The sequence below is a fragment of the Haloarcula sp. Atlit-7R genome, assembly GCF_003666065.1.
GTDB lineage: Archaea > Halobacteriota > Halobacteria > Halobacteriales > Haloarculaceae > Haloarcula > Haloarcula taiwanensis.
The window spans coordinates 672,782-696,786 of record NZ_QXIK01000001.1; the positions used below are offsets into that span (position 1 = coordinate 672,782).

Below are 24,005 nucleotides of genomic sequence, written 5' to 3' on the forward strand. Positions count from 1 at the left end.
CCGTAATTGTCACACTGGATCTCCTAGTGCCCTCCAATCATGAAGAAGCGGTCTGTGAGAGGGGGAGCAAGGCGGAGAGTGTCTGCAACACGGTGGAATCGAAGTCCGCGATTATCGTTATCGATCTACGCGAAACGCACACTGTCGGCCCACTACTCACTGTTTTCGATGCTGTCACACCTCATGATACACGGCTCGGAAAAGATTCCTGCCGCCCTCAATGGCCCAGTCTGTTCAAAAGACCCTTTCAAGTTCAAAAACAGCCAAGCTGGCGGCAAAGTTCCTGGAACCGCCGGAACCACCAGCAAACAGCGACCAGCGCGAGTAGCCAGCTACGCCCTCTCACTCGACCGTCACGCTTTTTGCCAGGTTGCGCGGCTTGTCGATATTCCGCCCCAGCAGCGCGGCCGTGTGATACGACACTAGCTGCAAGTGCGTGTTCGCCAGCACGGCAGCGGCCCGCGGGTGGGTCTCCGGAATGTGGAGCACGTGGTCGGCGTATCGTTCAACGTCGCTCTGTCCATCGGTGATCGCGACGACCGGTGCGTCGCGGGCCTCGACCTCTTTGACATTTCCGATGGTCTTGCGGGCGCGCTCGTCGTCGCCGGTCACGATAGCGAACACTGGCGTGTTCTCGGTCACCAGCGCCAGCGGGCCGTGTTTTAGCTCACCCGCAGCGAAGCCCTCAGCGTGCTTGTAGGTGATCTCTTTCATTTTCAGTGCGCCTTCAAGCGCGACGGGATTCTGGTACCCGCGGCCGATGAAGAAGTACGCGCTGGCGTCCTGATACAACTCAGCGACCTCCTGGGCGGCAGATTCGTCGAGGACCTCCTGAACGTGACCGGGGAGGTCGCGGAGCGCGCTGATGACCTGCCGGGCGTCACCGGTCGTCGACGTGCCGAGGGCAAGCAGGTTCAGCGCGGCTAGCTGGGAGGCGAAGGTCTTGGTGGCGGCGACGCCGATTTCCGGGCCGGCTCGGATGTACAGCGCATGATCGCACTCGCGGGCCGCAGTAGATCCGACGACGTTGGTCACGGCCAGCGTGCGCGCGCCGCGACGGCGGGCCGCCCGAAGCGCTGAAAGGGTATCGGCGGTTTCCCCGCTCTGGGTGACGCCGACGACGAGCGCGTCGCCGATAGGTGGGGTCGCAGTCGCGTATTCGCTAGCGAGGAATGCCTGGGCAGGAATGCCCGCTTCGCGGAACAACTGTGCGCCGTGCAGAGCGGCGTGATAAGAGGTGCCACAAGCGACGAACTGGACGCCGGTCGGAGAGAGGTCGCCGAGATCGCCGATGTCGACCGTGCCGGCAAGTTCGTCGACCCGACCCCGCAGACACTGCCGAAGCGCGCGCGGTTGCTCATGGATCTCTTTGAGCATGAAGTGGTCGTAGCCGCTCTTGCCGGTCTCCTCGGGGTCCCACTGGACGGTATCGATGTCTTTCTCGATGATATTGCCGTCGGTGTCGGTGACGGTCCAGCCGGCACCGTTGAGTCGGGCGAACTCCCCGTCGGCGAGGTAGACGACCTTATCGGTGAAGTCCCGGAAGGCGGGCACGTCACTGGCCAGGTAGGTCGCGTCGTCGTTGATGCCTAACACGAGCGGCGAGTCGTTCCGTGCGGCGAACACCGAGTCACAGCCGGCGATGACGACGGCGACGGCATAACTGCCTTCGAGTCGGTCGACTGTCTCTCTGACGGCGTCTTCGGGGTTGGCTCCCGTCTTCAGCGCGTCCTCAATCAGATGTGAGACGACCTCGGTATCGGTGTCGGATGTGAAGGTGTGGCCGGCGCTAGCGAGTTCGTCCCGCAGCGACCGGTAGTTCTCGATGATCCCGTTGTGGACGACTGCGACATCGCCGGTACAGTCTTGGTGTGGGTGGGCGTTTTCGTCGGTCGGCGGCCCGTGCGTACTCCAGCGGGTGTGGCCGATGCCAACCGACCCCGAGAGCGTCCGGTCGGACAACGCTTCGCGGAGGTCGGCGATTTTACCGGAGTGTTTGCAGAGGTCGATGTGATCGTTCGCCAGCGCGACGCCAGCGGAGTCATACCCACGATACTCCAGTTTCGAGAGACCGTGAACGAGCGTGTCGAGCGTCTCGTCGCCGCGGCCGACACAGCCGATGATCCCGCACATCAGCGGACCACCTCCGCGTCTTCGCGGACAGTTCCGTCGACTGTGACGCCGGTGGCGAGCCGAGCGTTGGGGCCCACAAGCGACCCGGGGACGAAACTCACGTCACCGAGTGCGACGGCACGGTCGGCGATAACAGCGCCCAGTCGCTGGTCCTCGAACACCGCTGTACCGACCTGAACGTCAGCCGGGCCGCCGGGGACAACTGTGTTGACGCCGAGATTCACGTCCTGACCGGTGACAGTATCGACGAGAGTCGAGCTCGGGTCGACACGCGTGTCTGCGTCGAGGACAGTGTGCTGGATGACGCTGTTGGCCCCGATAGTGACGTTGCGTCCGAGTGCGACATTCGGACCGATGACAGCGTCCGGACCGATCTCACAGTCCGGGCCGATGACGGCCGGCGACTGGAGAGTCGCCTCGTCGTGGACACGTGCGGAGTTGTCGACCCAGACCTGCTCGTCGCGGGCCGATTCGACGACCCGCCCCCGCGCCAGCACCTCGCGGGCAACGGTCAACAGGTCCCATGGGTATGTCGCGTCGACCCACATCCCGTCGACCTCGACCGCGCGGACACGGTCAGATTCCAGCAGGAGTTCGATTGTGTCGGTCAGTGCCAGTTCGCCGGCGTGGCGCGTCGTTTCGTCGATCGCTTCGAAAATATCACCGTCGAAGGCGTACACGCCGCCGTTGATGAGCCTGAACTCGTCGTGCTGTGGCTTTTCGACGATGTCGACGATGTCACCGTCCTGTACCTCGACAGCACCGTACCGACTGGTGTCCTGCCGTTCAACCACAGCGATGCTCGTGTGCGCAGTCTCTGCATAGGAGGAGTCTACCGCCTCGATAGTGGCCGCGTCGACGAGACGGTCACCGTTCATCACCAGAACCGGGCCGTCGACAACGCTTCGTGCCTGGAGGAGTGCGTGCCCGCTACCCAACTGTTTTGTCTGGCTCACGTAGGAAATCGGAACGCCACGGTACGTCGGACCGAAGTGGTCCTGAACGCGGTCGCGCTTGTAGCCGACGACGACAACCAGTTTCTCGATGCCCGCCTCGACCAGCGCGTCGAAGACGTGTTCGAGAATCGGCCGGTTTGCGGCCGGCAGCATTGGTTTTGGCCGGTTTCGCGTCAACGGCCGGAGGCGAGTTCCCTCACCCGCAGCGAGGACCACAGCCGTATCGATGTGCATACCTGTTGCAGACGGAGGAGGGGCTTCAATATGGCGGCCTTACCGAGATTCGTCGGTGTCTACTTGCCACGCATGTCCAGATTGCGGTGGGAAAATCAAACGTATCACGCGGTTGTAACATCTAGCGGTATCAACTCAGTCCAGAGCTACGGACTACTGCTCGCCCATCCGCTCGCCGGCGACGCGACGCCCCTTCGTCGTCAGATTCACTTCGGTCCGTTCCCGGAGCACGCTTATTACGTCGAGTTCAATCAGCCGGTCGAAAATCTCCTCGGTCTTGTCGACATCGATACCGACGAAGTTGGGGATGTCAAACGGCGATACGCCGGAGTGAAGTGCCATGATTACCCGTTTCTCCGTCGAGCTCAGGTCCAGATCAGCCTGGTTCTGTTCGGCGCTTTCTTCGAGCATCGTCCGGAGGACAGTGGCGTGGAACTCCTCACCCGCGAGGTGTGTTTCGACGCTGATGTCGTCCTCGCTGTGCTCGACCTGAATGACTGTCCGCTCCTCGCCGCTGACCTGCTTCTCTTCGACAGCGAGATCACCGATATCGGCGCGGTCGACGACGACGGCCTGCCCATCGGCCATCGCGAGCTTTAGCGCCTCGTCGCCGACTTTCAGCCGGCCTTTCGTCCACTCGGCGGACTGGACGACGCCGCCTTTGAGCGCGGGGTGCTGGACCAGCACGATTGCGCCGTCGAGACTCGCCCGGTAGAAATCAGTTTCGAACGCCTCGTGGTCCGATGCCGACACGAGGATGACATCCTCGCCGACGTAGAGCGCGACGTAATCGGAGACGCCGGCGCTCTGCTGGTTCACGTCGAACCGGTCGGCGATACGGTCGATATCGGTCAGTGAAATCTGTCGCTTGTCGTCGCCCAGCAGGGCGACTCGCTCGGTGGTGAGGACGATGCGACAGTTTCGCCACTCGGCGTCGGTGAGGCGCTGGCCCTGTGAGACCGCCTGAAGGAACTGTCCTTTTGTATCGGCGATCTTCTTTTCGGTGTCGCTCATGCCCCGTACCGGCCTCTCGTACCTCCGTTGTCCGCAGGACTCAATATAACTTCCGTCGCCAGTGTCGAAACTGAGAACGGCCAACTGCCCTGGCGAGTCGCTCATAGCGGAATTGTGCACAATTAGATAGGATATTTTTTGCGTGCGGCGGTATACTGTCAACTGATGACACGGGGTGACGAACCGGATCGGGGTCAGTCCCAGCCGGGGCGAGAGACAGTCGAACCACCGGACTGGTTCGTCGAACAGGCGAACGTGACAGACTCAGTTGTCTACGACCGCTTCGAGCGGGAGTGGCCCGATTGCTGGCGCGAGGCCGCTGAGTTGCTCGACTGGGAGGAGCCGTTCGAGACAGTACTCCATGGAACGGACGGCCCACCGTTCGAGTGGTTCCCCGGTGGCCGATTAAACGCCGCCTACAATTGCCTCGACCGGCATCTACCCGAGCGGAAGAACCAGCTCGCGCTGGTCTGGGAGGGCCACCTTGGCGAGTCCCGCACCTACACATACCTCGAACTGTACCGAGAAGTCAACGCCTTCGCCGCAGCGCTACGCGAACACGGTGTCAGCCCGGACGACGTGGTGACGCTGTACCTGCCGATGGTGCCCGAACTCCCGGTCGCGATGCTGGCCTGTGCACGCCTTGGTGTGCCACACAACGTCGTCTTCGCCGGTTTCTCTGCGGACGCGCTTGCGACGCGGATGGAGCGGGCCGAGTCGGAGTACCTCATCACCTGCGACGGCTACTACCGCCGCGGTAGCGCCGTCGCACAAAAGAACAAGGCCGATAACGCGCGCATCGCCGTCGACCACGACGTGTCGGTCGTGGTGCTTGACCGACTGGGCCGTGACGTGCACCTGGGCGCGGACTACGACGACTATCACGACCTGCTGGCAGCACACGAGGGGGCCGAAATCGAACCCGTCTCGCGGGCGGCGGACGATCCGCTCTTTCGTATCTACACGTCGGGGACGACCGGCCAGCCGAAAGCCGTCACGCACACGACCGGCGGATATCTCGCACACGTCGCCTGGACCGCCCAGTCAGTGCTTGATATAAAGCCAGAGGACACCTACTGGTGTTCGGCCGACATCGGCTGGATCACCGGTCACTCCTACATCGTTTACGGGCCGCTCGCACTCGGGACGACGACGGTACTGTACAACGGCACAGCGGACCACCCGAAAAAAGATCAGCTGTGGGAACTTATCGAAAAGTACGCCGTCGACGTGTTCTACACCGCACCGACGGCTGTTCGAGCGTTCATGAAGTGGGGCGAAGAGTACCCCGCCAAGCACGACCTCTCCAGCCTGCGGCTGCTGGGTACCGTCGGTGAACCGATGGACGCGAGCGCCTGGGAGTGGTACCGCGAACACATCGGCGGCGGCGAGTGCCCCATCGTCGACACCTGGTGGCAGACCGAGACTGGCGCGGTACTCGTATCGACGCTGCCCGGCGTCGACGAGATGAAACCCGGAGCCGCGGGACGGCCGCTGCCGGGAATCGAAGCATCCGTCGTCGACCGTTCAGGTGCGGCGGCCGAGCCTCATTCGGCCGGCGAGCTCGTCGTGACGCGCCCCTGGCCCGGAATGCCGCGCGCGCTGCTCGACGGGACGGGCTGGGGCAGTGTCCCAGACAGCGTCGAGGAGTGGCGGTACTACCCCGAAGACAGCGTCTCGGTCGACGATGACGGCTACATCACGTTCCTCGGCCGGATTGACGACGCGATTAACGTCGCTGGCCGGCGGTTCAGCACCAAGGAACTTGAGTCGACGGTCGCCGGCGTCACGGGCGTCGCAGAAGCCGCCGTCGTTGGTGCCGACGACGAGACGACCGGAACGGCAGTGTACGCGTTCGCTTCCCCGGAGGACGGTTACGCCGAGAGTGAACTCCGGGCAGCCATCGAAGACGCTATCGTCAATGCTATCGGCGGTATCGCCCGCCCCAAAGAAATCGTGTTCACGCCCGACCTGCCGAAGACGCGCTCGGGTAAGGTTATGCGCCGCCTGCTGACCGCAGTGGCGAACGATGAGGAACTGGGCGATACCAGCGCGCTGCGTAACCCCGAAATCCTCGGTGAAATCCAGTCGACGACGAGACAGAAATAAGCTGTTTCGTCTTCTTCGATATTTGCGAAAATTCTCGTACCAGCGTCGTCGTTCATAGCCCCTTCGCTGCGCTCTTCTCGCAGACAGCCGCGCCTTGGTCGTAATGCTTATTTCGATATTCTTCGACTTTCCGAAATAGATGGACGGCGCAACTGATCCCATCGGCGAGCGGGGGTACGAACAGCTTCGACGCGCGGCCGAGACACACCGGTCCGACCTCGTGCTCCGACTCGGCGCAGAGATCGGGCTCCGCCCGACAGAGATGACCGCTGTACGGCTAGCCGACATCACCGAATTCGATAGGCATCGCCTGCTTGCTGTTCGGGAAAGCGGTGAGGTGGTCCGCGAGACCTATCTTCCAGACTCAGTCGAGCACGATATGCGAAAATACGCAAACGCGGCTGGAGCGGCCGACGACGAGCCACTGTTTTCCGTCTCCGCACGTCGGCTCCAGATGCTCGTCAGCGAAGTAGCCGACCGAGCCGCCGAGACGACACCGCACCTGAAAGACGTTTCCTCGCGTGACCTTCGGTGGCGGTTCGCGGCGAGCTTGCTGGACGACGGCGTCGCGCCGGACGTCGTCTGTGCGCTCGGCGGCTGGGACCGACTCGACCGACTGGACCCCTTGCTTGACGAACCGGACCGCGAAACCATCGTCGCAGCCGTGGGTGAGTCCGGCGAGCGGGCGGCTCCGAGCGGGCCACAGCGACCGGTCGACTGGGTTACGGCGGTCAGCGAGGCGCTTGCGGTCGCCGCGACCGGTGAGGGAATTGCGACGACAGTCTGTGACCACCTGACAGAAGGAGCGGGCTTCGAGTTCGCCTGGCTCGCCGAACGGACCGGTGACGGACTGACACCGCACACGACGACAGAAATCTCGGAAACGGCTGTCGAGCAGCAGATCGACACCCACATCGAGTCAGTCACTGGTCTGCTCGACGTGGGTGAGGTTCGTCTCGTCGACGACGACAGTGGATCGGTCGCGCTGGTGCCACTCGTCAGGGAAGACACCATCTCCGGTGTCGTCGGAGTCGCAGCGGATGGGGGTCTAACTGATACCGAACGTGCCGTACTGTCCGCGCTCGGTGTGCAGGTCGGGCACGCACAGATCGCCGCCGAGCGCAAACGCCTCCTGCTTGCTGACACGGTGACCGAGTTAGAGTTCCACTGTGCGGACGAGCGGACCTTTACCGCCGGGGTATCCGGGGCATTACAGTGTACGGTCGAACTGTCCGGGGTCGTTCCCGTTGCGGGCCAGTCGCTGCTGTACTACCTGATGGTCGAAGGCGCCTCGGCCGACGCGATCCTCTCATATGCGGACGAGGACGACGGCGTGGCCGACGCCAGACTCCTCAAAGAGCACAGCGACGGCGTACTACTGGAAGTCGTGGTCACCGACACGCCAGCACTCCAGCTCGTCGAAAGCGGTGGCCGGGTTCGCTCTGTGACAGCCACCGACGGGGTCGCGACCATCGCAGTCGAGCTTCCCAGCGAGGCCGATATCAGACCAACAGTCAACGCTGTCACCGACGCCTATCCAGAGACATCGTTGGCAGCGAAGCGAGAGACGGAACGGCCGGCGGAGACGGACACCGGATTCCGCGACCGGCTGACCGACACTCTGTCAGACCGGCAAGAGACCGTCCTGCAGGCGGCCTACCACAGCGGCTATTTCGAGTGGCCCCGCGGCTCAACTGCCGAGGAGCTAGCGGACTCGCTGGATATCTCGTCGCCGACGCTGCACAATCACCTCAGAAAGGCCCAGCAGAAGGTTCTGACCGCGTTTTTCGACGAGCGGCCGACCGAGCCGCGACAGCCGTCCGACAACTGAAACCCTGTTTCATGTTATCGTAGTTAGACCCCCCGTTTATATGGCCGCTGTGAAATATCGATGATAGACCATGTCAGATGAAGATGTCCAACTCGAAGCACGGCTCGAAGAGCAGGAGGTTTTCGAGCCCCCGGAGTCGTTCGTCGAGCAGGCGAACGTCACGGACGAGGGTATCTACGACGAGTTCGAAGAGAACTGGCCGGAGTGCTGGGAGGGTGCCGCCGACCTTCTCGACTGGGAGGAGGAGTACGATCAGGTACTCGACGATTCGAACCCGCCGTTCTACGAGTGGTTCACGGACGGGACGCTTAACGCCTCGGCCAACTGCCTCGACCGCCATCTTGAGGAGCGCGGCGACGAGGCCGCTATCGAGTGGGTCGGTGAGCCGGTCGAAGAAGACAATATCACCTACACATACGAGGAACTCCATCAGAAGGTCAACGAGTTCGCGGCCGGTCTGCGTGAGATGGGTGTCGGCGAAGACGACGTCGTGACGATGTACATGCCGATGATTCCGCAGCTCCCCATCGCCATGCTGGCCTGTGCCCGCATCGGCGCGCCCCACTCCGTCGTATTCGCCGGCTTCTCTGCGGACGCGCTTGCGACGCGGATGAACTCCGCTGATTCTGAGTATCTTGTTACCTGCGACGGCTACTACCGCCGCGGCGACCCGCTCGATCACCTCGACAAGGCCAACGAGGGCCTGAGTGGCGTCGACCACGAGGTCGAACGCGCCATCGTCGCCGAGCGCCTGATGGACGGCGACGAGTTCGATCACGACTACGCGGACAACCAGGTCGCCTTCGAAGACGTCATCGCCGACAACGAGGGCGCGACTGTCGAGCCGGTCGACCGCGACGCCGAGGACATGCTCTTTCTCATGTACACCTCCGGGACGACCGGGAAGCCGAAAGGCGTCAAACACTCCACCGGCGGCTACCTCGCCTGGGCGGCCTGGACCTCGCAGGCGGTACTCGACATCAAGCCCGAGGACACGTACTTCTGCTCGGCCGACATCGGCTGGATTACCGGCCACTCCTACATCGTCTACGGCCCGCTCGCGCTCGGGACCACGACGATGATGTACGAGGGGACGCCGGACTACCCCGACAAGGACCGCCTCTGGGAGATCGTCGAGGAGTACGAGGCCGACCAGCTGTACACCGCACCGACGGCGATCCGCGCGTTCATGAAGTGGGGTAAGGAGTACCCCGAGAAACACGACCTCTCCAGCCTGCGCCTGCTGGGGACGGTCGGCGAGCCGATCAACCCCCGCGCCTGGAAGTGGTACTACAAGCACATCGGGGGCGAGGAGTGTCCCGTCGTCGACACCTGGTGGCAGACTGAAACCGGCGGCATGATGATAACGACACTCCCCGGCATCAAGGACATGAAACCCGGGTCAGCCGGCCCGCCGCTACCGGGCAACGACGTGCGCATCGTCGACACTGAGGGTGACGAAGTCGAACCCGGCCGCGCCGGCTACCTGACAGTTAACAAGCCGTGGCCCGGGATGCTCCGGACGCTGTACAAGAACGACGAACGGTTCATCAGCGAGTACTGGGCGGAGTACTCTGACACCGACAGCGACGACTCCGACGACTGGGTGTACTTCCCCGAAGACGGCGCGAAAATCGACGAGGACGGCTACATCACCGTACTGGGACGGGTCGACGACGTCATCAACGTCTCCGGTCACCGGCTCGGGACGATGGAAATCGAGAGTGCCATCGTCGGCGTCGAAGGCGTCGCCGAGGCCGCCGTCGTCGGCGGCGACCACGATATCAAGGGCGAAGCGGTGTACGCCTATGTCATCACCGAGGACGGCTACGAAGAGACCGACGAACTCCGCAGTGCGATTATCGACGGTGTCGAAGACGCTATCGGGCCGATAGCTCGGCCGGAAGCTGTCATCTTCACGCCCGAGCTGCCGAAGACCCGCTCCGGGAAGATCATGCGCCGCCTGCTCGAAGACATCGCGAACGGCGAGGAACTGGGCGATACGAGTACGCTGCGAAACCCTGACGTTGTCAGTGATATCGAAACCAAAGTCCAGGGTGACTGAGCCGTAGCGGCGAACAGCACCACGAATTCTCACCATTTCAAACCCATGTCAAGAGACACGCCTGCGGACCGAGAAGAGTCAATTATCCAACCAGACGGTGGTACAGAGCCCGCCCATGAGGACATCGACTACCTCGACAGGGAGGTGAACCTGTTACGGCCAAGCACACCGTTTATGCGCGACCATCTGAAGATCATCTGGAGCAGTTTCGTGCTCTGGGCGCTGGTCGTGTTCGGGCCGGTGACGTTGACCGCACTTGCGCCGGAGATGATGACCGTGCAGACGCCCCTGTTCGGCTTCCCGCTGCACTATTTCCTCGTCTCGTTCGGTGCGCCCACGGGCGCGTTGATCCTGGCGACGGTCTACACCCGTTACCGGGACCGGCTCGACCAGAAGTACGGCATCGACCCCGATGCCGTCGAGAGTACGGCTCCGGAGACCGGCGAGGCAGCGGCCACTGACGGAGGTGTCGAACAGTGACGGTCCCGCTACAGGCCGAAGCACTCGACATCTCGTTCAAGCTCGTCCCGGCGATCATCGTCTTCCTGATGATGGCCTCGTTCCTCGTCATCGGCTACGTGTTCAAGGTGGCCGACACAGAAGGAATGTGGGTCGCGGGCCGCGGCATCGGCAACATCGAGAACGGGATGGCCATCGGTGCGAACTGGATGTCCGCCGCCTCGTATCTGGGACTCGCCGGACTAGTTGCGCTCTCTGGCTTCTACGGGCTGGCGTTCATCGTCGGCTGGACGACCGGATACTTCGTCCTGCTCATATTCCTGGCGGCACAGATGCGCCGGTTCGGGAAGTACACCGCGCCGGACTTCGTCGGCGACCGGTTCAATTCGCCAACCGCCCGCGCGCTAGCCGCGTTCACTACGCTACTCATCGCGTACGTCTACTCCGTCGGTCAGGCCCGCGGCATGGGGCTGGTCGGTCAGTACGTCTTCGGCCTTGACATCATCCCGATGATCGTCGTGATGATGACCATTACCGTCGGCTACCTCGCGCTCTCGGGAATGCTGGGCGCGACGAAGAACATGGCCGTCCAGTACACCATCCTCATCGTCGCGTTCCTTGCCGGCGTGTACGTCGTCGGCTTCTCGCAGGGGTACTCGACGATACTCCCGCAGATAGAGTACGGCGCGCTGATTGCCGACCTCGGTCGCGAGTTCTCCGCACCGTTCGTGAACCAGCCGTTCTACCTCTGGATCGCGACAGCGTTCTCGCTCATTGTTGGGACCTGTGGCCTCCCGCACGTCCTCGTCCGGTTCTACACGGTCAGGAGCGAGCGCGTCGCCCGCTGGTCCTGTGTGTGGGGGCTGTTCTTCATCCTCCTGCTCTACTGGGCGTCGCCCGCGATGGCAGCCTTCGGCGTCGACCTGTTCCAGACGACGACGGGCGCGAGCGCATACGCTGCTGAAGGCGGGATGTCTGGCGCTGAGGGTGACGTGATCGTCGTCCTCGCCGCGCAGTTCGCCGACCTCCCGACGTGGTTCGTCGGCCTCGTCGCGGCCGGTGCGATGGCCGCCGCCATTGCGACGACCGCCGGGCTGTTCATCACAGCCTCCTCTGCGGTCGCACACGACATCTACACCGAACTGATCAACCCTGACGCGACCCAGCGCCAGCAGGTGCTCATCGGTCGCGGAACGATCATCGGCATGGGCGCGCTGGTGACGGTGACCGCGTTCAACCCACCGGCGCTCATCGGCGAACTGGTCGCCTACGCGTTTTCACTCGCGGGCACCGTGCTGTTCCCGATGTTCTTCCTCGGCCTCTGGTGGGAGAACACGAACCGTCAGGGTGCACTGGCCGGGATGGTGCTCGGCCTGCTCATCTGGATTACCTCGATCATCAACAGCGTCCTGCCGAGCTACATCGGCGCGCTCGAAGCGATTGCCGGCGAAGGTGGGGCACTCGTTCCGATATACGCCCAGTACGTCCCACCCATCGGCGCTGCGCTGATCGGGACGCCGCTCGTGTTCATCGTCACTATCGCCGTCTCGCTTGCGACGCCCGAACCGCCACTGGAGACGAAGAAGATGGTGCGACAGTGTCACAGCCCCGAACCAATGGGACAGCAGGAGACTGCCGCAGACGTCGTCGGCGACAACACCGGCGGCGGCACCCCCGCAGACGACTAAACCAATGTACGACAACATCCTCGTTCCGACGGACGGCAGCGAAACCGCGGAAAACGCGGTCGACCAAGCAGTCGACATCGCCTCGAAGTACGGCGCGACAGTCCATGCGCAGTACGTCGTCGACGTCGACGCGACCAGCTACTCGCTGGGGACAGAGCAGGTCGACCGTATCCGACAGGGGTACCTCGACGAGATGACCGAGGTGAAAGCCGACGCAGACGAAGCCACCGGCTACGTCCGCGACCGGGCCGCCGAACACGGCATCGAAGTCAAAGAACACGTTACCGCCGGCGAGCCAGCCCGCGCCATCCGGAGGTTCGTCGAGGACAACGACATCGACCTCGTCGTGATGGGGTCACACGGTCGCTCTGGCCTCAAGCGTGTCATTCTCGGTAGCGTCACGGAGAAGGTACTGCGCCGAACGCGGCTGCCGATACTGGTCGTCGACGTGCACGGTGACACGGACATCGAGGCGTGACTAGCATGGGACAGAGCCGACACCGACCGCCACGGACGACGCGAGGTCGCCGATGAGCGTCGTCGACACCCTTCGCGACCACGTACACGACCACAAGCGGGGGATGTTCGTCGACCTCGTGTTCGCTATCGCCTGGGTGACCGCCGTGAGCGTCATCTTCGACCTATTGTCGGCACCTCAGTGGGCGTACTACCTGACGCTTGCCGCCGGCGTGGTCGCGTACTACGGCTTCTTCTGGTCGCTTGAGATGGCGATGGAACAGCAGTAAGTCGCCCTCTGTTTGCGCGATGGCGATGGGTCCCCCAGCCGTTTCGCAGGACCACCTGAGAACCACACAGACGGCGACCGAGTCGCAGCGACACCCGTACTATCCAGGCACCCTTCTATGCTCAAGCCTGGCGAATTTCGGCCCTGCCGGTAGTAATAATACCATGTAGGTGCATTGACCTTTTCGATGGCAGCAATCGCTGTGGAGTCAGCAATGATATACGAAAGTTCAACAGGAGAGTACTACAGTGGTCTCGACATCTGGATGCGCTTCGAATCGGGGTACTGGGAACCGCACGATTGGAGTCAAGCGACAGGACAGGAATGGGTACAGACCGAGGCAGGTGACATCCTCACTCTGACGCCAGTCCCGGAATCAGAGCTCCCCGACGGAGTATCAGTGACGGAAGCTGAGGATGTCGAGTACCTGCCCGAGTAACGGCGGCAAGACAGGAGCAGCCGCGAGGCCGTCTGAGCGGTCGGTGCTACAGCAATCCCCGCAGACGAACCGCCGTTGCGGGTCATACTGAGTGTGTCGTTCGTCGGTGCTGCCCTACCGCTCGGCTCGGGACTGGTTCGCGCACGAGTGGTATTCGAGAGCAGTCGTTTTGTGGCGCGTAGCGCCACACTACTTCTCACTCATCGCTTCACTCGCCATATTTCGCCCCTGCGCGTTCAACGCGACCTCGGTCCGAACCCGGACCTCGTCAACTGCACCGATATCGAGTAGTTTCTGATAGATTTCTTCGACCTCGTCAGGTGTCGTCCCAACGAAATCAGACATCTCAAACGGTGATACGCCGGAATACAGCGCTATCAGCACCTGACTCTCCATCTCCGAGAGTTCGTAATCGTCCTCGCGATCCTCGATAACGCGGGTAAAGAGTGTCTTCAGCGCCCGCGTATGGTGGTCCATCCCCGACATGTGGGTTTCGACGCTGCGGTCCTGGTCGTCAGTGTGTTCGACTTCGATGACCTCCCGCTCCTGACCCATCACCGTGCTGGTCCCGATTTCGATGGTACCGACGTCCTCGATTTCGAATGACATGCTCTTGCCGCCGGGGAACTGAAGTCGGATGATGTCGTCGTCCAGTTGAAACCGCGCCTTGCTCCACTCGGCGTCCTCCTGAACCACGCCGCCGACGACCGCTTGCTGTCGCGCGAGGATGACCTCGCCCTGTAAAGTCGCGCGGACGTACTCCGTCTCGAAGTCGGGTAGATTCGGCGTATCGACCAGCAGAACGTTGTTGCCGACCTCCAGTGCGGTCGCGCCGCCGGTCCCACCGTCAGGAACCAGATCGTCTGGGTTCGACGGGAGGGAGATGTTGGCGTGGGGAATCGGCTGTTTCGAGCCGTTCGTCGCCAGAATGAGCCGCTTGTTGGTGACGATGAGTCGACAGGAGCGCCACTGCGGGTCCGAGACCGGGTCGCCGTCACGGACGACGTACTGGAAGTCCCCCGACGTGTCGACTAGCTTGCGTTCGTCACCACTCATGGCCGCTGATATTAGAGATTTGACGCCGAAGGGTAAATAAGTTCCAGCACCGCTCTCACAGCGCGACGAGCAGGCCGCCGACGACGCCAAGACCACCAAACACCGTACAGACTGCCCAGAACGGGACCTGCCGCACCAGTCGGACTAGCGCGTCGACGGTGAGATAGCCGACGACAGCGCTGACGGCCAGGGCGACGACAGCCGGCAGCGGGTCGATTGCAGGGATGCCGTCGTCGACCAGCACCAGCGCGTTCGCGCCGAGCGCGGCCGGAATCGACAGCAGGAACGAGAGGCGAAGCGACGACTCGCCCTCGTGGCCCCGGAGCAACAGCGCGCTCACCGTCGTCCCCGACCGGGAGACGCCGGGGAGGATAGCCAGCCCCTGCAAGACCCCGACGAGGACGGCGTCGACCCAGTCGGGAACCGCCCGCTCGCCGAGCGACAGCGCGACGGCGAACCGCTGGAGCAGGCCCGTCAGCACGAGCAGGCCGCCGACCAGCGCCAGAAAGAGCCCGCCTTCAAGATTTGAGACAGCCGCGTCGAGCACCAGATACGCCGGGAGGCCGGTAACAGTGGTCGCCGCCGTGGCGACGACGAGAAACGAGAGGTCGGCCGTCTCGTTGGCGAACGGCCGACGGGAGAGTCGTCGAATCGAGCGCAGAATCGTCCGGACCTCAGTGCGGTAGTAGGCCGCGGCCGCAACCGCCGTCCCGGCGTGGAGAAAGAGCGCGAGGCGGGTCGAAGCGGCGGGCGAGACGCCCGTGACCACCGTCGAGGCGAGTGCGACGCCGCCCTCGCTGGAGACCGGAATCCACTCAAGCACCCCTTGCAGCAGGCCCAGCAGAATAGCGACGAGAATCGGGTTCATACCCACGGAGCGGACGCCGCGGGACAAAGGCCGTTCGGTTCAGGGCGTCGACGTGGCAGTATATATAGCTCCGATGTCCAATCGGAGGTATGCAACTGGGAAGCGGTGCGGTGGACCTGCTGTCGGGGCTGCCGGCCTGGCAGGGGTTTCTGCTACTCGTCGGCGGCGGGGTCGTCCTCGCGCTGAGCATTCGCGTGGTCGGCGACCGACTGCTCAGACAGGTCACGCCCCGCATCGAGGGCGATGTCGACGACATCGTCTTCCGTGGAATTCACACTGCGATGTACGTCACGGTCGGTCTCGGTGGCGCGTACGCCGGGGCACAGATTTACGACGTACGCCCGGCCGTCGCTGTCTCACTGGGAGCCGGCACACTCTCGCTGGTCGTCATCGTCTGGATGGTGACGCTGCTGCGCATCGGCCGCCAGGCGTCCGCCATCGCGACGGACTCGGCGTATATCGACCGCCAGATGGTCCCCATCCTCCAGAACATCTGGAGCGCGGTCGTCTCCGGCGGAGGTATCCTGCTCTTGCTGATTCTGTGGAACATCGACGTCACACCGCTATTGGCCTCGGCGGGGATTATGGGTATCATCGTCGGCCTGGCGGCCCGGGATACGCTGGCGAACTTCTTTGGCTCGCTGTCGCTGTATCTCGATGGAACGTACGCAGTCGGCGACTTCGTTGTCCTCGAAAGTGGTGAACGCGGCCGCGTCGAGGATATCTCCGTCCGTTCGACGGTCATCCGCACCCGCGACGACATCCTCGTCACCGTCCCGAACTCGAAGCTCAACAACGCCGCCATCGTCAACGAGTCGACGCCGCGGCGCAAGCGCCGGATTCGCGTCCGCGTCGGCGTCGCCTACGGGACGGACATCGACCGGGTCGAAGGAATCCTCCTAGAATTAGCCGAAGCCGAGGCCCTCGTACAGGACCGACCGAACCCGCGAGTCCGGTTCCGGGAGTTCGGCGACTCCGCGTTAAACTTCGAACTGCTGTGCTGGGTCGGGAATCCGGCTCTGACAGCCCGTGCGACCCATGAACTCAACAGCGCGATCTACAAGCGGTTTCGAGCCGAGGACATCGGAATACCGTTCCCCCAGCGGTCTATCTCCATCTCAACTGAAGAGATTCCGGGCGAGCTATTCGATCAGGCGCAGTCGAAGAGCAAAGCCACAGACGACGGCGGCATGACCGGCGAGTGAGTGCAAGCACAGTCACAGCGCCCACTGACCCAGCGACGGAGAGGTCGAAACGCAGTTACGATGGCGACGCGTCGGCTCAGGCAATGAGCATACTTGAGGACGCCCGTGCGGCGCTTGCGACCGGGCCGCTATGTGATTCCTGTCTCGGCCGGCTCTTCGCCGACCGGAGCTTCGGGCTGGCTAACGCCGAGCGAGGCCACGCCCTGCGGGTGACGGTCGCGCTCGCGGACGACGACCCCTTCGAGGAAGGCGAGGACTGCTGGGTCTGTGAAGGCGAGTGCGACCGCTTCGACTGGTGGGCCGAGCAGGCCGCAAGCGCCGTCCGCGGCTACGAGTTCGACACCTATCAGGTCGGGACGAAGGTGCCGCCGCTGCTCGAAGAGAACGACGAACTGCTCCGAGAGGACGTGGGCCTCGACCCCGACGCCGGCGAAGCGCTGAAGACCGAACTCAACCGCGAGGTCGGCAAACGAATCGGTGACCTGACCGGCGCGGAGGTGGAGTTTGGCCGCCCAGCGGTCCAGCTCACACTCGACCTCGCAACGGACGAAGTGGAGACACACGTCAACTCGGCGTTTGTCTACGGCCGCTACCGCAAGCTCGAACGCGACATTCCACAGACGAAGTGGCCCTGCAACGACTGCAACGGGACCGGGCTGTGGCAGGGCGAGCCTTGCGATGGCTGTGGCGGTAGCGGGTATCGCTACGACGAGAGCGTCGAACAGTTGTCCGCCCCTGTCGTCCGCGAGGCGATGGATGGCGAGGAAGCCGTGTTCCACGGTGCCGGTCGGGAAGACGTCGACGCGCTGATGCTCGACTCCGGCCGCCCGTTCGTCATCGAGGTGATGGAGCCCCGAAAACGCGACGTGGACACCGACGACCTCGAAGCCGACATCAACGCCTTCGCCGACGGGAAAGTCGAGGTGACGGACCTCCACCTGGCGACCCACGAGATGGTCGAGCGCGTCAAGGAACTGGACGCCTCGAAGACCTACCGGATGGACGTGGAGTTCGGGGAGCCGGTCGACGCCGACGCTCTGCGGGACGCGCTTGCCGAACTGGACGGCACCACGATTGAGCAGGAGACACCCCAGCGGGTCACCCACCGCCGGGCCGACATCACCCGGACGCGGACGGTGTACGACGCCGAGGGCGAACTGACCGACGAGCGCCACGCCGAACTCCGCATCCACGGCGAGGGCGGCCTGTACGTGAAGGAACTCGTCTCCAGCGACGAGGGCCGCACGGAGCCGAGCCTGGCCGGTCTGCTCGGCACCGACGCCGTAGTGACGGCGCTCGACGTAATCGACGTGCAGGGCGAGGACGAGCCGTTCGCGACAGCTGAGTACCTCAAGGAGTAGCAGCCTGCTACTGGCAGCGCCGGCCCACCGGCGTCGCAGTAGGAGGTCACTATAGACGAAACGGTTGTGAACCGTCTAAGCGTTTTATTCGTATCCCAGATATATCAACGGTGCTGCGGGGAGACACATGACACGAGAGCAGACCACGTTTTCACGACGAGCGGTGTTACGCCACGGGACAGTCGCGGCCGGCGTGCTGGGAATCACAGTGGGCACAGCGAGCGCGGCGACGACAGTTTCCGGAGGCGGCAACGCGCTACAGACAGCCATCGACGACGCGAGCGACGGCGAGACGCTCACAGTTATCGATTCGGCGGTGTATAACCCGATTACCGTCGACGTCGGGGTGACAATTGAGACGAGCGCGAGTCCGACAATCGAGGGCGACGGCGGGACTGGCGCGGCGGTGAGCATCAACGCAGACAGCGTCACGCTCGACGGGTTCACCGTCACGAATCCGGGTGGATTGCTCGGCGTGAAAGTCGAGCGCGGACGTGACGACGCGGCTATCAGCAACAACACAATCGAAGACGTCGGTCCGACCGGTCGCCTCGGCGTGACCGGCGTCGTCGTCGGCCAGGGCGACCACTCGGGCATCGAGATCGTGAACAACACGATTCAGAACCTGGACCAGGAGACCACCGAGGATTCGGGGTTCCCGACAGTCAACGGGGTGCTCTTCGACGCCGACAACAGCGGCCCCGGCACTGTGAGCGACACGACGGTCAACAACAACACGATTCGGGACATCGAGAGCGACATCGCGCCGCTCGGCATCGTCGTCCAGCACGAGACCGACGGCGTCGACATCAACAACAACGAGATACGGGACCTCGTAGCCGCGGACGATACCGACTCCGACCCGTCCGACGACGTGGACTTCGGCTTCACGTTCGCACAGGGTATCAACATCGCGTCGCCCGCGACGAGCGAGACGACTCTCGCCCACAACATCATCGAGGACGTCACGAGCGCGGAGACGATTCTCCCGGAAGCAATCAAAGTCGACGGCGACGGCGGTGGCCTGACCGTCCGGGCGAACCAGTTGCTGGTCGCGGTCGGGCTGAACAACCGGAACGGGACTGACAACGGGAATCGCGACCCGTCGAGCGACCCACAGGTCGACGCGAAGAACAACTACTGGGGGAGTCCCGAGGGGCCAGAAGAAGCCGATTTCAACCAAGACGCGGACGACGACGGCCGGAGCGACGTCGTCGGCAACGTCACCTTCGAGCCGTTCCTCCGGAACCCACCGGGCGGGAAGGGACGCGGCCCCAACAACTAGGACCGGAACCTGTTTTTACACCGCCGTCGACGTGCCAGCCATGCAATTTGGCGTCGACGAGGCCGGCAAAGGGCCGGTTCTGGGGTCGATGTTCGCCGCTGCTGTCAGGGCCGACCCGGCAGTCCTACCCGATGGTGTCGGTGACTCGAAAGACATCAGACCGGAGCGACGCGAGCGGTTAGCCGAGGAAATCCGCGAGTTGGCAGACGCCGTCGGCGTCGTCGAGATTCCAGTCGAGCGCATCGACGCCGACGGGACGGACATGAACACGCTGACCGTCGACGCGCAGGCGGCGGCGCTCTCGTCGGTGGCCCGTGACGGCCTGTCGGGCACGGTCGACGCCGGCGACACCGACGCGACGCGGTTCGGCCACCGGGTCGCGGAGGCGGTCGACGCCGACGTAACCGTGCGGGCAGAACACGGGGCCGACGAGACGGACCCGGTGGTCGGCGCGGCCTCGATTATTGCGAAGGTGGCCCGTGACACACACGTCGCGGACCTGGCCGGTGAGTACGGCGACGTGGGGTCGGGCTACCCCAGCGACCCGACGACGCGAGCGTTCCTGGCGGACTACGTCGAGCGCCACGGCGAGCTACCGGCGTGTGCTCGTCGGTCGTGGTCGACGTGTGACGACGTGCTGGCCGCGGCGGAACAGGCGTCGCTGGGCGAGTTCTGAATACCGAAAATCCCCGCAGACGCGGCTTGGAGTCGGACGGGAGCTGTTTTCCACAGCCCGTACGGCCCTTCCAGCACGTGTCCGACTGTAGCCGGACTTGCACCGGCCTCGCCCTCTCGGGCTTTACTCGGGCTCGCACCGGGTTTTGTCGATGTGCTGGGTTCCCGAACGCCACTTACGTGACATCCGGTAGTTGACCTTCGCACCGGTCCGGCCGGCCGGGCCGGCGGTGGGCTGTTTCGGTTCTCCTTCGGAGCGTTCACCTCGGAGTCGTTTGACGGACCGCTCGGTTGTTGCCCCCAACGCGTCCCGTTCCGTTCTGTGTGGACAGTCTGAGACCCGTCGCCCGATGGCTCCCCGCATCTGGCGGGATATATATGTTAAACCTGCTGAATAATAAGTCAATCTAAAAGAATTTGATATCCCTTCACATGAAAATAGTCGGCACCGGACTACTGGAGACGGGGCATAAAAACGGGCCGCGGGCGTTCAGTCTTCGTCCAGCACGAGGCTCCGGAGGATGTCACCGTAGGCCGGCCGTGTCACCAGAACCCCGACCAGCACGCCGACGATTGTGATGATGGCGAACCCGGAGAGGTCACCCAGAGAGAGGACCATCAGCGGGCTCATGGCGACGATGGTCGTCGCCGCGGCCGCGCCGATGACCCAGAACGCCTTGCGGAAGCGACTCTGGAACACGCGTCCGGTCTCGACTTTCCCCTGTTGAAGTATCTCGTCGGCGATGATAATGAGGTCGTCCACCCCCGTGCCGATGACCGCGATGAACCCGGCCAGATGCGAGAGGTTCAGCGGATACTGGACGAAGGCGACGAACCCGAGGAGGATGAACACCTCCGACAGTGCCGTGACGATCATCGGCAGGGCGACCTCGGGACGCCCGTACCGGAGATACACTACCAGACTCACCGCGATGACGGCGAGAATGCCCGTCAGGAGGGAGCGCTGCTGGAACTCCTGAGCGAGCGCAGACGAGAGCGTCTGGCTTTCGGCGTTGTCGAAGTTGAGCGGAGCCGGCAGCCGGCCGGCCTTCAGCGCGAGTTCCAGCTCGGTCGCCTCGGACATGTTGCTGGTCTGCATGATGAACTGCGGGTTGTTGACGAACTCACCGTTCTGGTAGGACTGGCCAAGTCCCGGGTCGACGCCGCCGACGAACACCGGTTCGCCGTTCAGCGTCGTCACCAGACAGTCTGCCTGCGAGTTCTGGAGGTTATCGTGGTCGTAATCCGAGCGACGGCAGGTCGACCCGCTACCGAAGCCGGCCTCGACCATGTCGTTCGCGTAGCGCTCGGCCACGCTCTGTTTGACCGTTACGGGAACGTGCGTTCCCTGCGTCTCGGTTCGCTGTGCCGACCCGATACCGGCGAAGTCACCCTGTGAGAGGACCTGCTCGCGGACGTAGGAGCCGTTCTCGGTGTTGTCGTGGACGGCGTACACGCGGACGACGCCACGTTCCTCCAGCAGACCGATGAGTTCCTCGCGCCCCCTGTCCGGGGCGGTGACGCTAATGAAGCTCCGACCGCCCGGCGAACTGACTTGCTGCACGGAGCCTCCTGTTAACGCTGATTCGCGTAGTTTGTCGTCGATGACCGATACCATATTTTCCCGGGTCTCTCGTGTCACGCCGGGCCGCACCTCGTCCGGTTGGTACCCTTCTGCTTCGAGTGCAGACTCGACCTCCGAGGTGGTGACATCGTTCGAGAACACCTCGACGGTTTCGGTCCGATTCGAGACGCGCACGTCTATTGGATCAAGACCCAACCGGTCCGACATAGATTGGGCAAGATCAGCTTCGTCCGCGGGCGCAACGTCAACACCTTCCGCAGTGGTACCGACGATTGGTGCCTGGATGCGTGTGCCGCCACTCAACTGGATGCCGTACTGGAGGTTCGTCGATTGGTCGGCGGCCCCGGCCCCTTCAGTATCCGAGGTCCCTGGCGGAACGCCGGGGACGAACAGCGCAATGGCGCTGAGTAGCAACAGCGTGACCAGCGCAACGACGCGCCAGTTTTCCTTGAGTGTGCTCATCGTTTGACCCCCTCGTACTTGTACCAGCGAAGCAACGTGACGTTGAGCATGTAGGTGTTCATCAGGTCAGCAGCCAGTCCCACGACGAGAACGAACCCGATAGAGGCCATCAGTTCGATACCGAATAGCGTCGCCGAAATCGCCATCACCGCCATCGCCGCCATCGACGTCAGTGTCATCGTCACACCGGTCCGCATCGCGCGGTATGTCGACTCGTAGAACCCGCCGGACCGCCGGAGGACGTGGTTGTTCAACAGGATATCTGAGTCGACGCTGTAACCGATGAGCATCAGTAGCGCGGCGACAGTTCCCAGAGAAAGCTTGATTCCCAGCAGGTTCATCACCGCGAGCGGGATGACAAGGTCGGAAAACGCCGACAGGACAACCGCAATGCTCGGCACGATCGACCGGAACATCGCAAAAACGAGCAGACTCATTCCGAGGAAAGCGACACCGATGCCGACGACCGCGAGCCGCTGGTTCTCCTGACCGAATATCGGCGAGGTTGTTCCGCTACCGAGGAACTCCATCTGGTCGCTCGACCGCGCGGTTTCCTCGATAGGCTCCAGATTCGACGAATCGAACGTGATAATGTAGCGGTTCTCACCCTCAACCTGTTGGACAGAAACCACGGGCTCGTCGAACGTATTGTCCCTGAGTTCCGCCTGTGAGAGAGACGACTCGACGGTGAGTTCCGAACCGCCCGTGAAGTCGATGCTCGGAGAGACCGGCGCACCGGTGACCAGATACCAGCCACCGAGCACCGCAAGTGCCAGACCGAGCACCACCAGCGGAACCGCCACCAGTTGGCGGTTCGAGTACTGGGTGTAATCGACTTCCGGGACCTCGAACTCGAACATGACCGAACGATGTGAGACGGGCGCGAATAAGCCTTCTCAATCACTGCCGCTGACATCCGACATGGCCGTACATCTATGGCAGTCTGTCACGTATATCCGGTATGTCAGAGCGCGCCATCAGGGTCAAACTCTCGTATCCAGCAGACCTCAGCGGGTGGGGTCGCGACAAGATCGACGGGTCGCCGTTCCGTGCGTACCTTCGGAAGACACACGACAGCGCCGAACCGGGCGACGTGTGGACGGAGTTCGTCGGCGTCGGCTGCTGTGGCGACACGCTAGACTTCCCGCTTCGGGTCGAATCCGTCGACGGCGGCACAGCGGTGACCGAAGACACCGAGTTCGTGTACACCGAGCGCGAGGCGTGTGGTGTTGCCGGCGGCTGGCAAGTCCAGAGCGCCGCGGGCCCGACCGAATAAGCAGTGCGAGCGGGTGAGAAAACGCGTCAGTCCGGGAGGTAGCGCACGCTGACAACGCCGTCAGTCGTTCGGATTTCGACGCGGTCGACGCCGAGTCTGGCCGCTCGTGAGAGGGTGGCTTCGTCCTCGACGACATCTGCCGCAGCCTCGGCTGTCTCGTCGTCCGGGACCGTCAGAACGTGTACCTCGCCCTCTCCGGCGCGCTCGACCGTGGTTAGCTCGCCGGGGGCCTGTTCGGCCGCGATTTCGGTCGTCTGCGCCGTGGGCGCGAGGTCGACCGTCTCCACAGGAATTGTTCGCCGCTCTTCGACTTCGGTAAGGGAGTACGTGACTTCCATCGGCGGCTCCGGTTCGACTGTCCCCTCTACTACCTCGCCGGTCTCAACGCCGGGATTGTCCGACAGTGTCAGTACTTGCGAGTCTGCGACGTTCCGAAGCGTCGCCGACGCGTCGTCAGCGTTTGTGACAAGAAATGTCCCTTCGATTGCTGTCATAGATTCAGATTCGTGACGGGCGTTCTTGCCCGTTTCGACCCGGGGACGGATGTCGTGTCATCTCG

Annotated in this window: 21 protein-coding genes; 13 read left to right on the forward strand and 8 right to left on the reverse strand. The window is 63.2% G+C overall.

Features of this window, described 5'->3' with window-relative positions:
- Positions 1 to 342: 342 nt before the first annotated feature.
- The 3 genes from glmS to D3D01_RS03560 all read right to left on the reverse strand — a co-directional run bounded on the left by glmS (position 343) and on the right by D3D01_RS03560 (position 4,337).
- Positions 343 to 2,133: a glutamine--fructose-6-phosphate transaminase (isomerizing) gene (gene glmS / locus D3D01_RS03550; protein ID WP_121511252.1), complete on the reverse strand. Its 1,791-nt coding sequence runs from the start codon at positions 2,131 to 2,133 to the stop codon at positions 343 to 345.
- Positions 2,133 to 3,323 (reverse strand): bifunctional sugar-1-phosphate nucleotidylyltransferase/acetyltransferase, encoded by a 1,191-nt coding sequence (gene glmU / locus D3D01_RS03555; protein ID WP_121511253.1) that lies wholly within the window; start codon positions 3,321 to 3,323, stop codon positions 2,133 to 2,135. Before glmU ends, glmS begins: the two co-directional genes overlap by 1 nt.
- Before the next feature lie 153 nt (positions 3,324 to 3,476).
- Entirely contained in the window at positions 3,477 to 4,337 is an 861-nt protein-coding gene (locus tag D3D01_RS03560; RefSeq protein ID WP_101349200.1) for a CheF family chemotaxis protein, read from the reverse strand.
- Between the two features lie 165 nt (positions 4,338 to 4,502).
- On the opposite strand from D3D01_RS03560, the gene acs (D3D01_RS03565) reads away from it, so the two are divergent.
- From acs (D3D01_RS03565) to D3D01_RS03600, 8 genes are all read left to right on the forward strand, one after another.
- Complete coding sequence (gene acs, locus D3D01_RS03565; protein WP_121511254.1) at positions 4,503 to 6,446, forward strand: acetate--CoA ligase; 1,944 nt, start codon at positions 4,503 to 4,505, stop codon at positions 6,444 to 6,446.
- 139 nt (positions 6,447 to 6,585) lie between these two features.
- On the forward strand, positions 6,586 to 8,277 hold the full coding sequence (locus D3D01_RS03570; protein WP_121511255.1) for a bacterio-opsin activator domain-containing protein: 1,692 nt from the start codon (positions 6,586 to 6,588) through the stop codon (positions 8,275 to 8,277).
- Between the two features lie 70 nt (positions 8,278 to 8,347).
- On the forward strand, positions 8,348 to 10,342 hold the full coding sequence (gene acs, locus D3D01_RS03575) for an acetate--CoA ligase (RefSeq protein WP_101349197.1): 1,995 nt from the start codon (positions 8,348 to 8,350) through the stop codon (positions 10,340 to 10,342).
- A gap of 45 nt (positions 10,343 to 10,387) precedes the next feature.
- A complete protein-coding gene (locus D3D01_RS03580; RefSeq protein WP_101349196.1) occupies positions 10,388 to 10,822 on the forward strand; it encodes a DUF4212 domain-containing protein in 435 nt (144 codons plus the stop codon).
- Positions 10,819 to 12,489 carry a cation acetate symporter gene (locus tag D3D01_RS03585; RefSeq protein ID WP_101349195.1) on the forward strand — a complete coding sequence of 557 codons (1,671 nt, stop codon included), beginning with the start codon at positions 10,819 to 10,821 and terminating at the stop codon, positions 12,487 to 12,489. Before D3D01_RS03580 ends, D3D01_RS03585 begins: the two co-directional genes overlap by 4 nt.
- A gap of 4 nt (positions 12,490 to 12,493) precedes the next feature.
- Complete coding sequence (locus D3D01_RS03590; protein ID WP_121511256.1) at positions 12,494 to 12,967, forward strand: universal stress protein; 474 nt, start codon at positions 12,494 to 12,496, stop codon at positions 12,965 to 12,967.
- Between the two features lie 52 nt (positions 12,968 to 13,019).
- Entirely contained in the window at positions 13,020 to 13,235 is a 216-nt protein-coding gene (locus D3D01_RS03595) for a hypothetical protein (protein WP_121511257.1), read from the forward strand.
- Between the two features lie 213 nt (positions 13,236 to 13,448).
- On the forward strand, positions 13,449 to 13,673 hold the full coding sequence (locus D3D01_RS03600; RefSeq protein ID WP_232794514.1) for a hypothetical protein: 225 nt from the start codon (positions 13,449 to 13,451) through the stop codon (positions 13,671 to 13,673).
- A gap of 189 nt (positions 13,674 to 13,862) precedes the next feature.
- Here D3D01_RS03600 and D3D01_RS03605 read toward each other — a convergent pair whose 3' ends face one another.
- Positions 13,863 to 14,729: a CheF family chemotaxis protein gene (locus D3D01_RS03605; protein WP_121511259.1), complete on the reverse strand. Its 867-nt coding sequence runs from the start codon at positions 14,727 to 14,729 to the stop codon at positions 13,863 to 13,865.
- Between the two features lie 55 nt (positions 14,730 to 14,784).
- Positions 14,785 to 15,597 (reverse strand): undecaprenyl-diphosphate phosphatase, encoded by an 813-nt coding sequence (locus tag D3D01_RS03610; RefSeq protein ID WP_121511260.1) that lies wholly within the window; start codon positions 15,595 to 15,597, stop codon positions 14,785 to 14,787.
- Between the two features lie 89 nt (positions 15,598 to 15,686).
- On the opposite strand from D3D01_RS03610, the gene D3D01_RS03615 reads away from it, so the two are divergent.
- The 4 genes from D3D01_RS03615 to rnhB all read left to right on the forward strand — a co-directional run bounded on the left by D3D01_RS03615 (position 15,687) and on the right by rnhB (position 20,124).
- The gene (locus D3D01_RS03615) at positions 15,687 to 16,802 is read left to right on the forward strand and encodes a mechanosensitive ion channel family protein (RefSeq protein WP_121511261.1); all 1,116 of its coding nucleotides are present in this window, start codon (positions 15,687 to 15,689) and stop codon (positions 16,800 to 16,802) included.
- A gap of 83 nt (positions 16,803 to 16,885) precedes the next feature.
- Entirely contained in the window at positions 16,886 to 18,163 is a 1,278-nt protein-coding gene (locus D3D01_RS03620; RefSeq protein ID WP_121511262.1) for a tRNA pseudouridine(54/55) synthase Pus10, read from the forward strand.
- Positions 18,164 to 18,290: 127 nt separating this feature from the next.
- On the forward strand, positions 18,291 to 19,448 hold the full coding sequence (locus D3D01_RS03625; RefSeq protein WP_121511263.1) for a hypothetical protein: 1,158 nt from the start codon (positions 18,291 to 18,293) through the stop codon (positions 19,446 to 19,448).
- A gap of 40 nt (positions 19,449 to 19,488) precedes the next feature.
- Positions 19,489 to 20,124, forward strand: coding sequence for a ribonuclease HII (gene rnhB, locus D3D01_RS03630; RefSeq protein WP_121511264.1), 636 nt, complete (start codon positions 19,489 to 19,491; stop codon positions 20,122 to 20,124).
- A 489-nt stretch (positions 20,125 to 20,613) separates the two neighbouring features.
- Here rnhB and D3D01_RS03640 read toward each other — a convergent pair whose 3' ends face one another.
- Together D3D01_RS03640 and secF are read right to left on the reverse strand one after the other, a co-directional pair.
- Positions 20,614 to 22,170: a preprotein translocase subunit SecD gene (locus D3D01_RS03640; RefSeq protein WP_121511266.1), complete on the reverse strand. Its 1,557-nt coding sequence runs from the start codon at positions 22,168 to 22,170 to the stop codon at positions 20,614 to 20,616.
- Positions 22,167 to 23,030, reverse strand: coding sequence for a protein translocase subunit SecF (gene secF, locus D3D01_RS03645; RefSeq protein ID WP_101349184.1), 864 nt, complete (start codon positions 23,028 to 23,030; stop codon positions 22,167 to 22,169). Before secF ends, D3D01_RS03640 begins: the two co-directional genes overlap by 4 nt.
- A 101-nt stretch (positions 23,031 to 23,131) precedes the next feature.
- Here secF and D3D01_RS03650 point away from each other — a divergent pair, with 101 nt between their 5' ends.
- On the forward strand, positions 23,132 to 23,446 hold the full coding sequence (locus D3D01_RS03650; protein WP_121511267.1) for a hypothetical protein: 315 nt from the start codon (positions 23,132 to 23,134) through the stop codon (positions 23,444 to 23,446).
- A gap of 26 nt (positions 23,447 to 23,472) precedes the next feature.
- On the opposite strand, the gene D3D01_RS03655 is transcribed toward D3D01_RS03650, so the two are convergent.
- The gene (locus D3D01_RS03655) at positions 23,473 to 23,940 is read right to left on the reverse strand and encodes a DUF5812 family protein (protein ID WP_121511268.1); all 468 of its coding nucleotides are present in this window, start codon (positions 23,938 to 23,940) and stop codon (positions 23,473 to 23,475) included.
- Positions 23,941 to 24,005: the final 65 nt, after the last annotated feature.